Below are 15,045 nucleotides of genomic sequence, written 5' to 3'. Positions count from 1 at the left end.
TTATTACAAATATCTTAATTAAGATTATAATAATTGTTTTTTTAAGAACATATTCCAATATTTTCTTGAATGAATTCTGTAATTTTTTTTTCAACCCATTTATTCTCATTATTATTAAAAGAAGATGTAAAACCTACATGACCACCATAATTAGGTGTTAATAAATAGAAGTTAGCTGAATTTTTAGCCTCTTTAAAAGGGTAACACTCTTTCGATAAAAAGCTATCATCAAGTGAATTAATTAACAAGGTAGGTATTTTTATTTTAGGAATGTAAGGTTTAGAGCTCGCTTTTAACCAATAATCATCTGAGTTTTTAAACCCAAATACAGGAACTGTGTATTGTTTTTCTAGGTGGCGAAATTTTGTAGCCTTAAATAATAACCTTTTATTTATTTTATATTCTGGGAATTTTTCTGATTTCTCTAATATTTTTAATTTTAAAGTTTTTAAAAATTCATTTAAATATATTTTATTTTTTAGTTTAGATAGCTCTGCTTGTGACGTAGTTAAATCAATAGGAACGGAAATCGCAATTCCTCCTTTAACTTTTAAAGGGATATTAAGATATTCTCCTAAATATTTTAAGGTTAAATTACCACCGAGACTAAAACCTACAATAATGATATTTTTATATCTATAATTAGTTGTGAGATGTCTAACGATAAAGTCTACATCATCAGTTTTTCCACTATGATAGGTTTCTAAGAGTGCGTTATCTTCGCCACTACAACTTCGTAGATTCATACAAACTGTATCAAAACCAGTATTATTTAAGTAATTTGAAGTTGTAATCATATAGTTTGATTGTGAACTTCCTTCCAAACCATGAATTAATAAGACTAGTGTTTCTGAACCTATAGTTGAAAAGTCTAAATCAATAAAATCGCTATCCCAAGTTGTTATTCTCTTTCGTTGATATTTAATTGTATCCTTCATAAATAAAGGACGATACATAGTATTAAAATGTGCACTTTTAAATGGTAAAGCAGGATTGAAATTACAAGAAAGAATAGGCATTTTTTTGGAGGTATTACTATGATTAACAAATATGATAAAAAAAAAGTAAAATGTAGAACTGATAAAATGATTTCTTATTTTCGCTATAAATTTTTAGATAAATGAAAAGACATATTCCAAATTTATTAACCTTGGGAAATTTATTATGCGGTACACTAGCTATAATTAGCGCTATAAAAGGTGATTTTGTAGGGACAGCTATTTTAGTTACAATAGGTATTGGTTTTGATTTTTTAGATGGTTTTGCTGCTCGATTATTAAATGTTCAAGGAGAATTAGGAAAACAGCTTGATAGTTTGGCAGATATGGTTACCAGTGGAGTAGTACCTGGTATTGTAATGTTGCAACTTTTGATAAATGCAATAGATTTAGATGCTTCAGGTTATTTTGGAATTGATTCATACGGAGCAACAGGAAGCAATTTACCTTATATTGGATTATTATTAACCTTAGGAGCTTGTTATAGATTGGCTAATTTTAATATAGATACACGTCAATCAGATTCATTTATAGGGTTGCCAACACCTGCAATGACACTATTTGTAATTTCTTTACCGTTAATTGCAGAGTTTGGAAGTCAGTTATTCTTTGTTAATTTAATGTGTAATGAGTATTTTTTAATAGGAATAACAGTATTATTGACTTTTTTAATGAATGCAGAAATTCCTTTATTTGCTTTAAAATTTAAAACTTTTGGTTTTAAAGAAAATGGACTGAAATATTTTTTCTTACTGCTCTCTATTGTATTATTGGTTGTGTTTAAATTTGTAGCAATCCCTTTAATAATTTTTATATATGTAATGCTTTCAGTTATAAATAATTTAAAGAAGGTTTAAGGATAAGTATATTAAATAATTCAAAAAAAAAAAAAAAGAGAAGTTATAGATATAACTTCTCTTTTTTTTTGAACTAACTAAAATTTCTTCTTTTTTAATTCAAAATCTTTTCCAAGATAAACACGTCGTACGGTTTCATCTTCAGCTAATTCTTCGGGAGTTCCTTCTTTAAGAATTTCTCCATTATACATTAAATAGGTTCTATCAGTAATTGCTAATGTAGCTTGTACATCATGATCGGTAATCAATATACCAATATTTTTAGTTTTAAGCTGGGCTACAATACCTTGAATATCTTCAACAGCAATAGGATCTACACCTGCAAAAGGCTCATCTAGTAAAATAAATTTAGGATCAGAAGCTAAACAACGAGCTATTTCTGTTCTACGACGTTCTCCTCCAGAAAGTAAATCTCCTTTATTTTTACGAACATGATCTAAACTAAATTCATCAATTAATTCTTCTAAACGTTCCTTTCTCTCAGTTTTTGATCTGTCAGTAAATTCTAAAACAGACATAATATTATCTTCTACAGAAAGTTTTCTAAATACCGAAGCTTCTTGAGCTAGATATCCAATACCTTTTTGAGCACGTTTGTACATTGCATCTGTGGTAATCTCATTATCATCAAGATAAATATTTCCAAAATTAGGTTTAATCATTCCAACAATCATATAAAAAGAAGTTGTTTTTCCAGCTCCATTAGGACCTAGTAAACCTATAATTTCCCCTTGTTTTACTTCTAAAGAAATTCCTTTTACAACTTTTCTACTACCGTAAATCTTTTGTATGTTGTCTGCTCTTAATTTCATTTATAAAGAATTAGTTCATTTTTAATATGAAGTATTATGATTTTAAAATAATGAGTTATTAATTACCTTCTTCTATAGCATCCCAAAACTCAACAGCACGACGAAGGTGTGGAATTAATATTGTTCCACCAACTAGAGTAGCAATACTCATTGTTTCCATCATTTCTTCTTTAGTTACCCCTTTTTTATGTGCTGTTTCTAAATGATAAGCAATACAATCATCACAACGTAAAACTGCTGATGCAACTAAACCAAGTAACTCTTTGGTTTTTTCAGGTAAATGTCCTTCTTTAAAGGCATTTGTATCTAGGTTAAAGATACGTTTGATAATTTTATTATCACCTGCTAAAATCTTATCATTCATTTTAGCTCGGTAGTCGTTAAACTCTTGGACTTTTTGAGACATTTTTATTTTGTTTTTTTAAGACATATTGTGATACATAAATACTTATTTCATATAGTATCATAATTGGTACCGAGACTATTACTTGACTTGCAATATCTGGTGGTGTTATAATTGCAGACAATACTAAAACAACAACTAAAGCGTGTTTACGATATTTTCGTAAAAACTGTGGTGTTATTAATCCTATTTTGGTAAGAAATAAAATAACAACAGGAAGTTCAAAAAATATAGCAACACCGATTAATGTGTTAGTAATAAGACTAATATATGCTCCTAATTTAAAATTCTTAACAATAGCATCTCCAATAGAAAAATTATAGAAGAAAAATACTGACATAGGTAAAATTACATAATAGCTAAATAGTATTCCTAAGAAGAATAAAAGAGAAGAAATAAAAATAAATCCTCTTGATTTTCTTCTTTCAGCACTATGCAAACCCGGAGCAATAAAACGCCAAAATTCCCAAAGTATATAAGGAAAAGAGATTACAAAACCAAGAATAAGGGCAGACCAAATACCTGTCATTAGTTCTTCTGTAGGATTTAAGACCTGTAACTCTTGCGCAAATTCGATGCTACAAAAACTACTATCAATACCAATAGAAGTAAATACTTTGCAAAAAAATTGATAAGTAGAAAAATCAGGTTTTAAATGTGCTAATAAAATTTCATTAAAAACAAAATTAATATTTATAAAAATAAGAATTGCAAAAATAAAAATAGCAGCAAAACTTCTAACTAAATGCCATCTTAATTCTTCAAGATGATCTAAAAAAGACATTTCTTTTACAGCCATACTAAAATATACCTTCTTTAATTAAATCGTGTAAATGAACAACACCTACATAATCATCATTTTTATTGGTAACCAAAATTTGTGTAATACTACTGTTTTCAAGAGCATCTAAAGCTTCTACAGCCATAGCATCTACATCAATCGTTTTTGGATTCGTACTCATAATATCATGAGCTGTTAGTTCATCAATTTTAGTTGTTTTACTAAGCATTCTACGAATATCACCATCAGTAATAATTCCTGATATTTTATTATTTTCGTTAATTACAGCTGTTACACCTAATCTCTTCTCAGAAATTTCAATAATTACGTTTGTTACTTTATCTGTACTCTTTACTTTAGGTAGTTGATTGTTTTTGATTAAATCAGAAACACGTAAGTATAAACGTTTTCCTAAAGCGCCACCAGGATGATATTTAGCAAAATCACTACTTGTAAATCCACGAAGATCTAATAAACAAACAGCTAAAGCATCACCTAATACTAATTGAGCAGTGGTACTTGTGGTAGGAGCTAAATTATTAGGACAAGCTTCTTTTTCTACATAAGAGTTTAATAAAAAATCTGCATTTTTTCCTAAAAAAGAATCAGGATTACCAGTTATAGCAATAACTTTGTTATCAGAATTTTTTATTAAAGGGAGTAAAACTTTAATTTCAGGAGTATTTCCACTTTTTGAAATACAAATAACTACATCATTTCGTTGTACGTTCCCTAAATCTCCATGTATAGCGTCAGCTGCATGCATAAAAACAGCAGGTGTTCCTGTAGAATTAAAAGTAGCAACCATCTTATTAGCAATGTTAGCACTTTTACCAATTCCAGTAACAATTACGCGTCCTTTTGAGTTGAATATAAAATTTACTGCCTCAACAAACGAACTGTCTAATAAATTTGCTAAATTAGCAATAGCATTACTTTCTAAAAGTATGGTTTCTTTTGCCGTTGAGAGGATTGCGTTTGCGTCTTTCAAGTTTAAATTTTTTTTAAGTAAGTTTAAAGTGTAAAAGTAGGAATATTTAAGAAGAAAAACTTTTTAATAAAAAGAAAATTTACTTCAATTTGTATAAATGTTTTTTGTAATTTAGTTCTCGTTTTTAATTTTTGATACTAGGAGATGAATATAGAGCAGTCGGAGTTATATGGGTCATTGAAAAAAATATTTGGTTTTAACCAATTTAAGGGGCTACAAGAAGAAGTCGTAAAAAGTATTTTAAACAACGAAAATACTTTTGTAATAATGCCTACTGGTGGAGGGAAGTCCCTTTGTTATCAGTTGCCTGCATTAATGAAAGAGGGAACAGCTATTGTTGTTTCTCCTTTAATAGCATTGATGAAAAATCAAGTAGATGCTATTAGAGGGATTTCAGAGCATCATGGAATTGCTCATGTGTTAAACTCTTCTTTAAATAAATCTGAAATAGCTCAGGTAAAAGAAGATATTGAATCAGGAATAACAAAATTATTATATGTTGCTCCTGAATCATTGGTTAAAGAGGAATATGCAGCATTTTTAAGACAACAAAAGATCTCTTTTGTTGCAATTGATGAGGCTCACTGTATTTCAGAATGGGGGCATGATTTTAGACCTGAATATAGAAATTTACGTACTATTATTAAGCAGATTGATAATGTACCTATAATTGGTTTAACCGCTACAGCTACAGAAAAAGTACAGGAAGATATTCTTAAAACTTTAGGAATGAGTGATGCAAATGTTTTTAAAGCGTCATTTAATAGACCTAATTTGTTTTATGAAGTTCGTCCAAAAACAACAGATGTAGAAAAAGATATTATTCGTTTTATAAAACAACGAATGGGAAAGACGGGTATTATATATTGTTTAAGTCGTAAAAAGGTTGAGGAAATTGCTCAAGTTTTACAGGTTAACGGTATTAATGCACTTCCTTATCATGCAGGTTTAGATGCAAAGAAAAGAGCTAAACATCAAGATATGTTTTTGATGGAAGATTGTGATGTGGTCGTTGCAACTATTGCTTTTGGTATGGGAATAGATAAACCTGATGTTCGTTTTGTAATTCACCATGATATTCCTAAGAGTTTAGAAAGTTATTATCAAGAAACTGGTAGAGCTGGACGTGATGGAGGGGAAGGGTATTGTTTAACTTTCTACTCATATAAAGATATTGAAAAACTTGAAAAATTTATGGCTAACAAACCTGTTGCAGAACAGGAGGTAGGTCATGCTCTTTTACAAGAAGTTGTAGGATATGCAGAAACGTCTATGAATAGACGTAAATATATACTTCATTACTTCGGTGAAGAATTTGATGCTGTAAATGGAGAAGGAGCAGAGTTAGATGATAACATGCGAAACCCTAAGAAGCAACATGAAGCACAAAATGAAGTAAAAACATTACTAACTGTAATTAGAGATACTAATGAAATGTATAAGCCTAAAGAAGTTGTAAATACAATTATCGGAGCAGGAAATGCATTATTAAAATCTCATAAAACAACAGAACAACCTTTTTTCGGAATAGGAAAGGAAAAGGATAACCATTATTGGATAGCTTTAATTCGTCAAATATTAGTAGTCGATTTAATTAGAAAAGAAATAGAGCAGTATGGTGTTTTAAAATTAACTGCAAGAGGTAGAAAATTTATAGAGAATCCAACATCATTTATGATGACAGAAAATCATGTATATGCAACGCATGATGATGGAACAATAATAGCAGACACAAAGCTAAAAGGAGGTGTTGATAATAAGCTTGTAGGTATGTTGAAAGACTTACGTAAAAGTGTTGGGAAACGTTTAGGTGTTCCTCCATTTGCTGTATTTCAAGATCCTTCATTAGATGATATGGCATTGAAATTTCCAATAACATTAGAAGAATTATCTAAAGTTCATGGAGTTGGAGAAGGAAAATCAAAAAAATTCGGTAAAGAATTCATAAAGCTAATAACTAATTATGTTAATGATAATGAAGTTGTTCGACCAGATGATTTAATAGTGAAAAGTACTGGAGTAAATTCAGGATTAAAACTTTTTATTATTCAGAATACTGATAGAAAATTACCTTTAGAAGATATTGCTAAATCCAAAGGATTAAACATGTCTGAACTAATTAAGGAAATGGAAGCGATTGTGTTTTCTGGAACAAAACTGAATATTAATTATGCAGTTGAAGACTTGTTAGACGATGATCAACAAGAAGAAATTCATGATTATTTTATGGAAGCAGAAACAGATAAAATTCAAGAAGCATTAGATGAGTTTGATGGTGATTATGATGATGATGAATTGCGTTTAATGCGTATTAAATTTACTAGTGAAATAGCAAATTAAAAACGATTCATATGAAAACAGGTACTTATTTACATTTTAATGGAAACTGCAAAGAAGCGATGACTTTTTACGCAGATGTTTTAGGAGGAGACATTACTATGCTCATGCAGTTTAAAGAAGCTCCTGAAGAAATGTGTAAGAGTTTTCCTAAGGAAATATTAGATTTAACAATGCATTGCACATTAGAAGTTGGTGAATTGGCAATTAATGCATCCGATTTTTTTAATGATAAAGAAAAATTTAATTCAGGTAATAACTTTGCTGTTACTCTAAATTCTGAAGATGAAGATGAGGCTATTACTGTTTTTAATGGTTTAGCAGAGGGTGGATTTGTAATGATGCCTTTAGGAGATGCTTTTTGGGGCGGAAAATTTGGAATGTTACAAGATAAATTTGGAATTAGATGGATGATGTCTTTAGAAAGTAGTAACGTATAAATAACTAATAGTATATATTAAACGAATAAAAAAGCGCAAGAGAAATATTTCTTGCGCTTTTTATATGTGTATAATTAAAGTGTAATTATAAATAATTAGTTAATTGTTATTTTATGTATAGTGGCTGTAGAATCACATCTAATCACATACAAATCAATATGCTTTAAGCTATCTTTACCTGTAATAAAGTATTCAGCACAAGGTTTTAATTGAGCTTTACTTTTTCCAAAATCAACATCACCATGTTTTAATATTGCAGTTACTGTTGCTGTATCTACTTTTGAATTTTCGAAAACTTGTTTCACGTTATCAGAAAATAAACGTTTTCTAATTCTAATCGTTTTTAATGTACGAGCATCCATTCCGTAATCAAAAGAGACATCTTTACCTTTCCAAATAAAAAGTACTACTAAAGATCCAAAGATTAATCCAACAGAATAGTAACCAAAACGTTTTAAAAATTGCATAATAAAATTTTATGAAGGCAAAAGTATCGATAAAAAAAGTATTCACAGTAAAACGGAGCAATCTTTTTAAAGATAACTCCGTTATAACCTTTATCATTTTATTAGTACTGTTTTGTGTAGAGGGATTATTAAATAGGGATAAAAGCTTGAATTTTATAGAATTCATTGGCATTAACATTATCGCCTGAAATATTAGGACCAAATGCAAAACGAAACCAAACACCATTATTCATAGTAGCTTTTAAATAGCCTCCTAAAAATTGATATAAAGTTACCTTATTACCATTATCAACCCTTGTTTGCCCTAAGTGTTCGTAAAAACCTCCTAAAGAAAAATGTTTATTAACTTTAAAGCCAGGGATTACCCAGTTAAGCATTAAGTCTTGTGAATTACCTTGACCTCGTAAACTTTTATAATACGCAGTATAAGCTTCAAATTCAAATCTTCCAGAGTTATGAACTAAGAATAAACTAGGGATAATACTTTCAGCTATTTTAGTACCAGAAGTTTGTGATAATAATTTACCATGACCAAAACCTAAACTAGGATTGATGTACCATTTCTTGTTTTTAGATGTAAAACCTAACCCAATTCCTGTTTCTAAAAATAAATCTTTTCCTTGATTTCCAAATGACGGATTTACCCAAAAAACACTGTAAAAAGTTAATTTTTTTCGAGGTTTTAACTCATATGAGCCTAAAAATACATTATTAAAGCCAGCACCACTATTATGTATAGGCATAATAGCAAAAGTAGTTTTAGTTTCTTTTTTTTCTTGAGCAATAAAAGTAAAAGTAAATAATAAACTAATTAATGTGATAATATATGATTTTTTCATGTTGTAAATGTTTTATTTTATTTTATTAAATTGTGGAACTCTTTTTTCTATAAAAGCGCTCATACCTTCTTTTTGATCAGAAGTATTGAATAGAGAATGAAATAATTTTCTTTCGAATACAATTCCAGAATTTAAGCCAGTTTCTAAAGATTGATTGATGGTTTCTTTTGCTATTTTTAAAGCTATTTTAGAATAATTGGCTATAATTTTAGCTTGGTTCATTACATGTTGCATGAAATTTTGTTTTGGGAAAATTCTAGAGACTAATCCTGCTGTGTATGCTTCTTCAGCAGAAATATTTCTACCTGTTAGAATAATATCCATAGCTTTAGATTTACCTACAAGTTTCGTAAGCCTTTGTGTACCGCCAATACCTGGTATAACACCTAGTTTTATTTCTGGCTGACTAAAAGTACTTGTCTCTGTAGTATATAGAATGTCAGCCATCATTGCTAATTCGCAACCACCCCCGTAAGCATATCCAGCTACAGCTGATATTATTGGTGTTTTAATTTTAGCTAAACGTTCCCAGTGATTAAAATAATCTTCATTAATCATTTCATTCGCACTCATAGAAATCATTTCTTTAATATCTGCACCGGCACAAAAAAAATCTTTACTTCCTGTAAGAACAATACAACCTATTTCAGGTTTTAAATCATACATTTCTAGTCCAATTAATAACTCGTGCATTATTTCAGAGTTCAATGCATTTAATGCTTTTGGTCGATTTAATTGCGCAATAAGAACTCTGTCTATTTGTTTAAATAATATATTCATATTAAAATTTTTAGTTTTTGTTATTTTAAGAATCCCAAATAGCACCATATGCAGGAATCCCTAAATACTCCATATTATGTACTACTTCTTGAGTTAATTTTTGATTGGAAATACAGATTACTGCTTCAGCTTTAAAATCTACATGGGCTTTATAAGCTAACTTAACAAGGTCTGGTTTTCCATGGGTATCAGTATTCCAAATAATAGCATTAGGTTGTACAGCCTTAATTTCGTTAACTAAATCTTCTCCATATGTTTTTTCGGGATTTCTAGTTGCCCATATTAATAATGAAGGTGTTTCGTTTAATAGTAAATGAGGTATACAAGGGCCTATTCCGCTACCAGTAGCTACCCATATGATTTTTTTAAATATTTTATCTACATTTCCAACACCCGCTGTAGGTATTCCCTTAACCCACACTTTTTTTGGTTTATCATTTATAAATTTTCCTGTCCAATCCCCAGCTCTAGAAATAGTTAATCTAAACCCATCTTTTTCAGGTGATGGAACATTTGCAAATGAGTGCCATTCTAATAATGGATTTCTACTTAATGCTGTAGCTGAACCTGCAAACGGAGTAACTCCATAGTCAAAAGAAGTTAATGCAACATGATTTGAAGGTTTTTCAATATTTATATCCACTTTTTTTAAGCGCAACCAAGGAAGTATAACACTTATAGTAAGTATTATAAGTAACCAAAAACTGAAGGTTTTCGTTATGTTCTGCAATGAATGTTCTAGAGTTAAAAATAAGATCATTTGAGCCCAGAATAAGATAAGAATGGTCCAACCACCTAATCTATGAGTGATTTCAAATTGATTATGATACTTTGTTCTCACCTTAGGCAATGCCATCATAATTATTACTATCAAAAGGACTAATATTAATGATGTTAATATTATAATTGATAGGTTTACACCTGGGAGTACATTTAAATAATGGTAGTATAAACTTGCTACAAAAATAACATACCAAATTGTTCCCATTGTGGCACTAGAGCTGTGTAATCCGCCAAAATGATATACTTTAGCACAAACTCTTCTAATAATTAAAGGCCAGTTTTTAGGTACGTTTGTAGCTATTCTAAAAAGTATATTAATAATATACTGCTGTCTTATTAATATAGCTAAAGAAAAATTATATAAAATAATTTTTGCTATTTTTCCAAGCTGTATACTTTCAGGAGAAAACCAATTCCATGTTGTAAAGGCTTTTACCATTACACCTAAATTTATAAATACAATAAGTATAAATAATCTATGATAAGGAATAAGCCATGGGTGTTTTCCTAATCGATATAAAAAGTTTTTTTTCGGAGGTAATACTATCGTTTCCATTTTACAATGTTTAACTTAAAATTTCTTTTAATTTTGATTTATCTATTTTTCCTCTAGATGTTTTAGGAAGTTCTTTCATGAAAATAAATTCGCTAGGTAAATAGTAGTAAGGGAGTTCATTAGAAAGATCAATTTTTAATTGAGCTAGTACTTCCGTTTTATTTTGAAATTTTCCACTAATAAAAGAGACTAATAAATTCTGATGTTTTATAGTAACAGCCCTTTTAACATTGGAAATGCGTTCAATTATTTTTGAAATAGCATCTAATTCGACTCTAAAGCCTTTAATTTTTACTTGATCGTCAATTCTTCCATAATGAATTAACTCACCTTCTAAATTCCATTTTCCTAAATCGCCTGTATTAAACATTTTCTTTTCTTTCTTTAAAAAAGGATCGACAGCATAGCGTTTTTGGTTTAACGTATTATTATTTATATAACCTTTTGTTACACAATCTCCACCAGCCCACATAATCCCAACTTCTCCAATCTTACAGGGTTCCTTACTATCATTTAATATGTATACTGTGTTATTGGGGGTAGGTTTACCTATCGAGAGCTCTTTATTTTTAAAACTACATCTCTTCATTGTGTTTACAATAGTAGTTTCAGTAGGTCCGCATGAATTGTAAAAATCACAAACTTTTGCCCACTTATTTGCTAAAATTTCAGGGCAAGGCTCACCTGCAACAGCAACTGTTTTAAGTGATTTACATTTAGTTATGTCTATAGTTGTAAGTATTGTAGGTGTTGCAATAATTACATGGGCCTTTTGTGCTGTTTCTTGAATACTTTTTCCTCTAATAAGTAATGTTCCTCCATTACCTAAACAACCTAGAATTTCCCACGCTGCCATATCAAATGAAATATTAAGTATTTGAGCAACTTTAGTACCTGATCGAATATTTAAATCACCAGGAGATGTATATAATATGTTGCATAAATTTTTATTGGTTACTTGAACACCATTTGGAGTTCCTGTAGTTCCTGATGTAAAGAGAATAAAACAAGTATCATTAGGTGCATTTCCTTTTTGATTGATAAGTTTAACATTGCCATATAAATGACGATAAGTATCTTTAGATAATTCTTTATCTATAAAAATAATTTTAGCCTTCTCTTTAAAATAATTTAGTTTTTGGTAATTAGAATTCGAAACAATTATAGATGAATTGCTTAATTTATAAATAGATTGAAGCATCTTTTCAGGAACGATTCGAGGGTCTTGTGGTATATAAATAGCACCTAGTTTTAAAGAGGCTATAATACCGATTAACATATCTATAGATCGATGCATGTATAAAGCAATACTATCACCAGAAGATATTCCTCTTTGTTTTAGTAGAAGTGCTAATATTGTAGCTTCATCATCAAGTTCTTTATAGGTTATTTCTTTTTTAAGATGAATAGCGGCAATAGTATTTGGAGTTTTTGAAACCCAATATTCAAAGGCTTCTAAAATGTTTTTATATTTCGGGGGAACTGATGGTGCTATTCCATACTCAATAAACTTTAGCTGATCTTCACTAGATAAATTACCTATGGCTTTTTTATTTATTAATGGTTTTAAATAAAATAATTTGTTTTCATCATTTTCTATGTCTTTTTCATATAGAATATTATCATTAAATACTGTTTTTTTCATGATATTATAATTAAGTTAATATTTGTTTTCTGCTGCAGCTTTATTTTAATGATGTAAATAACTTTTAATACTATCACAGAAGTATCACAAAAAAATCATTTTTAAATCACGGTATATTTCTTTAAGTTAGCTATTGAACACCCCGAAATCATATAGAATGAAAAAAATACTGATTATTGAAGATGATATTGATATATCGAGATTAATTGAGTTTAACTTAATAGATAACCATTATAGTGTTACTACTTGTTTAGATGGTAAGAGAGGTTTAGAATTAGCCCTCAAGGAAAATTTTTCTTTAATTATACTAGATTTAACTTTGCCTAACTTAAATGGAATAGAAGTTTGTAAAAATATTAGAAGACGAAAGCAGACGCCAATTATTATGCTAACAGCAAGAAGTAATGAAATAGATAAAATTCTAGGCCTTGAATTAGGAGCAGATGATTATATGACTAAGCCTTTTAGTGTAAGAGAATTACTTTCTAGAGTATCTGCTGTTATAAGAAGAAATACAATACTTAAAAATAAACAAATAAAGGAGGTTTATAATAGAATACTATTTGAAGAGTTATTTATTGATATAGAACAACGAAAAGTTGTTATTAATTCAGAAAAAATAAATCTTTCGCCTAAAGAGTTTGAACTTTTAGCTTTAATGGCTTCAACTCCTGGTAAAGTATATAGTAGAGATTCTTTATTAGAAATTATATGGGGCTATGAGTTTGAAGGTTATAGGCATACTGTAAACTCACATATAAATAGATTAAGAAATAAAATAGAAAAAAACACCGACGAACCTAAATTTATATTAACAACTTGGGGCGTTGGATATAAATTTAATGGAGAATTAAAATACCTTACAAGTGAGTCTTTACAGAACAATTTCAAATAAATTAATTAAAAAACTAAGTATTTCTTTTTTAACAATTATATTAATTATGGGCGGTATATATATATATGCTGCCTTTTTTTTTATAAAACAGTTTTATAGCCAAACAACACAACAACTAAATAATAATGTAGCTAAGTACTTAGTAGAAGAGAAATTTAAAAATGATGCTCCTTTTTTAAATAATGGATTAGTTAATAAAAGTTTATTTGATGGTATAATGCACGATATGATGGCTGTAAATAGAGCTATTGAAGTTTATTTATTAAATAAAAAAGGAGAAATAATTTATTCTGTAGTATTAGAACATTCAAAAAAAGACAAAAAACTTCAATCAGTTGATTTAAAACCAATAAAAAACTTCATTAATAATAATCAACTTTATGTTTTAGGGGATGATCCTAGAGACAAAGAGAAGAAAAAAATATTTTCTGCGGCTTATTTTGAAAAAAATGGACAAACGGGATATATATATGTCATATTAGCAAGTCAAAAGTATCAACAAATTTGTGAAAAATTATTCCAGCTTTTTTTTTTAAATCTATGTGTACACACTATTTTTTTAACAATGTTATTTGCGATGTTCGTTGGTTGGTTAAGTGTTTGGTTTTTAACAAGAAATTTACGTGTTATAATTTATCATGTTAATAAATTTAAAGAAGGAGATTTAACCAGTAGAATTCCTAATCCTGCAAAATCAGATTTATCGGTATTAGCGTTAACTTATAATAATATGGCAGAAACAATAGCGCTTAATATTCAACAAATACACGCCGTTAATAAATTTAGAAAAGAATTAATAGCTGATGTATCTCATGATTTAAGAACACCTTTAACGGTAATCAAAGGTTATATTGAAACTTTAAAAATGAAAGAAGATATAGCTGTTGATGATAGAAAAGATTTTATGTTAATTATAGAAAAAAGTGCTAGTCATCTTGAAAATATGATAAATGAACTCTTTGAGTATACCAAGTTTGAAGCTCAAAAAATAGAGGTAAAAAAAGATTTTTTTAATATCACAAATTTGGTGTTCGATCTACAAAAAAAATACAATCTTATTTCTAAATTAAAAGGAATTGAAATATTGGTTGAAATAAAAGATAAAATACAACCTGTGTATGCTGATGTATTATTAATAGAAAGAGCTCTTCAAAATATTCTTGAGAATGCCATTAAATTTACTCCTTTAAAAGGAAGAGTAACTATAGAAATATATAATGAAAATATTAATAGTGTAGCTCTAAAAGTTATTGATACAGGTGAAGGAATACCTAAGTTAAAACAGCAAGATATTTTTAATAGCTATACTCAAGTTAACACATCAAATGAAAATAAAGGGATTGGTTTAGGTTTATCAATAGTAAAAAAAATTATGGAGTTACATCAAACCAATTTAGAGGTATCAAACAATGAAAAAAAAGGAACCTGTTTTAAGTTTTCTTTATTTTGTGATAATTAAAA

15 protein-coding genes are annotated in these 15,045 nt (G+C 28.8%); 5 read left to right on the top strand and 10 right to left on the bottom strand.

What is annotated here, in order from left to right; translation table 11 throughout:
* Positions 1–41: 41 nt before the first annotated feature.
* Positions 42–1,019: a YheT family hydrolase gene (locus tag H518_RS0111350; protein ID WP_028889164.1), complete on the bottom strand. Its 978-nt coding sequence runs from the start codon at positions 1,017–1,019 to the stop codon at positions 42–44.
* 101 nt (positions 1,020–1,120) lie between these two features.
* On the opposite strand from H518_RS0111350, the gene H518_RS0111340 reads away from it, so the two are divergent.
* A complete protein-coding gene (locus H518_RS0111340) occupies positions 1,121–1,855 on the top strand; it encodes a CDP-alcohol phosphatidyltransferase family protein (protein ID WP_028889163.1) in 735 nt (244 codons plus the stop codon).
* A gap of 77 nt (positions 1,856–1,932) precedes the next feature.
* On the opposite strand, the gene lptB is transcribed toward H518_RS0111340, so the two are convergent.
* Genes lptB through H518_RS0111320 form a run of 4 tightly spaced genes read right to left on the bottom strand, consistent with a single transcriptional unit; the run spans position 1,933 to position 4,842 of the window.
* A complete protein-coding gene (lptB, locus tag H518_RS0111335) occupies positions 1,933–2,667 on the bottom strand; it encodes an LPS export ABC transporter ATP-binding protein (protein WP_028889162.1) in 735 nt (244 codons plus the stop codon).
* A 58-nt stretch (positions 2,668–2,725) separates the two neighbouring features.
* Positions 2,726–3,073, bottom strand: coding sequence for a carboxymuconolactone decarboxylase family protein (locus tag H518_RS0111330; protein ID WP_028889161.1), 348 nt, complete (start codon positions 3,071–3,073; stop codon positions 2,726–2,728).
* A complete protein-coding gene (tatC, locus tag H518_RS0111325; protein ID WP_028889160.1) occupies positions 3,048–3,869 on the bottom strand; it encodes a twin-arginine translocase subunit TatC in 822 nt (273 codons plus the stop codon). The genes H518_RS0111330 and tatC overlap by 26 nt, the downstream gene beginning before the upstream one ends.
* 1 nt (position 3,870) lies before the next feature.
* Positions 3,871–4,842: a KpsF/GutQ family sugar-phosphate isomerase gene (locus H518_RS0111320; protein WP_028889159.1), complete on the bottom strand. Its 972-nt coding sequence runs from the start codon at positions 4,840–4,842 to the stop codon at positions 3,871–3,873.
* Between the two features lie 144 nt (positions 4,843–4,986).
* Between H518_RS0111320 and H518_RS0111315 the strand changes: the two genes are divergently transcribed.
* Together H518_RS0111315 and H518_RS0111310 are read left to right on the top strand one after the other, a co-directional pair.
* Positions 4,987–7,182, top strand: coding sequence for a RecQ family ATP-dependent DNA helicase (locus H518_RS0111315; RefSeq protein ID WP_028889158.1), 2,196 nt, complete (start codon positions 4,987–4,989; stop codon positions 7,180–7,182).
* An 11-nt stretch (positions 7,183–7,193) separates the two neighbouring features.
* Complete coding sequence (locus H518_RS0111310; RefSeq protein WP_028889157.1) at positions 7,194–7,619, top strand: VOC family protein; 426 nt, start codon at positions 7,194–7,196, stop codon at positions 7,617–7,619.
* 95 nt (positions 7,620–7,714) lie between these two features.
* Here H518_RS0111310 and H518_RS0111305 read toward each other — a convergent pair whose 3' ends face one another.
* From H518_RS0111305 to H518_RS0111285, 5 genes are all read right to left on the bottom strand, one after another.
* The gene (locus tag H518_RS0111305; RefSeq protein ID WP_028889156.1) at positions 7,715–8,086 is read right to left on the bottom strand and encodes a hypothetical protein; all 372 of its coding nucleotides are present in this window, start codon (positions 8,084–8,086) and stop codon (positions 7,715–7,717) included.
* Between the two features lie 128 nt (positions 8,087–8,214).
* Entirely contained in the window at positions 8,215–8,925 is a 711-nt protein-coding gene (locus H518_RS0111300; protein ID WP_028889155.1) for a DUF6733 family protein, read from the bottom strand.
* 12 nt (positions 8,926–8,937) lie between these two features.
* Complete coding sequence (locus H518_RS0111295) at positions 8,938–9,705, bottom strand: enoyl-CoA hydratase-related protein (protein ID WP_028889154.1); 768 nt, start codon at positions 9,703–9,705, stop codon at positions 8,938–8,940.
* Between the two features lie 25 nt (positions 9,706–9,730).
* A complete protein-coding gene (locus H518_RS0111290) occupies positions 9,731–11,044 on the bottom strand; it encodes a ferredoxin reductase domain-containing protein (RefSeq protein ID WP_028889153.1) in 1,314 nt (437 codons plus the stop codon).
* 10 nt (positions 11,045–11,054) lie between these two features.
* Complete coding sequence (locus H518_RS0111285) at positions 11,055–12,689, bottom strand: AMP-binding protein (RefSeq protein WP_051263747.1); 1,635 nt, start codon at positions 12,687–12,689, stop codon at positions 11,055–11,057.
* A gap of 157 nt (positions 12,690–12,846) precedes the next feature.
* Between H518_RS0111285 and H518_RS0111280 the strand changes: the two genes are divergently transcribed.
* Both H518_RS0111280 and H518_RS0111275 read left to right on the top strand, forming a co-directional pair.
* Positions 12,847–13,584 carry a response regulator transcription factor gene (locus H518_RS0111280; RefSeq protein WP_028889151.1) on the top strand — a complete coding sequence of 246 codons (738 nt, stop codon included), beginning with the start codon at positions 12,847–12,849 and terminating at the stop codon, positions 13,582–13,584.
* Positions 13,556–15,043, top strand: a complete 1,488-nt coding sequence (locus tag H518_RS0111275; RefSeq protein ID WP_028889150.1) for a HAMP domain-containing sensor histidine kinase — start codon at positions 13,556–13,558, stop codon at positions 15,041–15,043. Before H518_RS0111280 ends, H518_RS0111275 begins: the two co-directional genes overlap by 29 nt.
* Positions 15,044–15,045 lie beyond the last annotated feature (2 nt).

Source organism: Tenacibaculum ovolyticum DSM 18103 (genome assembly GCF_000430545.1).
GTDB lineage: Bacteria > Bacteroidota > Bacteroidia > Flavobacteriales > Flavobacteriaceae > Polaribacter > Polaribacter ovolyticus.
Note: the sequence above shows the minus strand (reverse complement) of the source record. Positions and strands in the feature narration are given on the sequence as shown.

Coding starts and splice junctions, on each gene's coding strand:
- H518_RS0111350 (WP_028889164.1), bottom strand. CDS start 1,019: ATGCCTATTCTTTCTTGTAATTTCAATCCTGCTTTACCATTTAAAAGT.
- H518_RS0111340 (WP_028889163.1), top strand. CDS start 1,121: ATGAAAAGACATATTCCAAATTTATTAACCTTGGGAAATTTATTATGC.
- lptB (WP_028889162.1), bottom strand. CDS start 2,667: ATGAAATTAAGAGCAGACAACATACAAAAGATTTACGGTAGTAGAAAA.
- H518_RS0111330 (WP_028889161.1), bottom strand. CDS start 3,073: ATGTCTCAAAAAGTCCAAGAGTTTAACGACTACCGAGCTAAAATGAAT.
- tatC (WP_028889160.1), bottom strand. CDS start 3,869: ATGGCTGTAAAAGAAATGTCTTTTTTAGATCATCTTGAAGAATTAAGA.
- H518_RS0111315 (WP_028889158.1), top strand. CDS start 4,987: ATGAATATAGAGCAGTCGGAGTTATATGGGTCATTGAAAAAAATATTT.
- H518_RS0111310 (WP_028889157.1), top strand. CDS start 7,194: ATGAAAACAGGTACTTATTTACATTTTAATGGAAACTGCAAAGAAGCG.
- H518_RS0111305 (WP_028889156.1), bottom strand. CDS start 8,086: ATGCAATTTTTAAAACGTTTTGGTTACTATTCTGTTGGATTAATCTTT.
- H518_RS0111300 (WP_028889155.1), bottom strand. CDS start 8,925: ATGAAAAAATCATATATTATCACATTAATTAGTTTATTATTTACTTTT.
- H518_RS0111295 (WP_028889154.1), bottom strand. CDS start 9,705: ATGAATATATTATTTAAACAAATAGACAGAGTTCTTATTGCGCAATTA.
- H518_RS0111290 (WP_028889153.1), bottom strand. CDS start 11,044: ATGGAAACGATAGTATTACCTCCGAAAAAAAACTTTTTATATCGATTA.
- H518_RS0111285 (WP_051263747.1), bottom strand. CDS start 12,689: ATGAAAAAAACAGTATTTAATGATAATATTCTATATGAAAAAGACATA.
- H518_RS0111280 (WP_028889151.1), top strand. CDS start 12,847: ATGAAAAAAATACTGATTATTGAAGATGATATTGATATATCGAGATTA.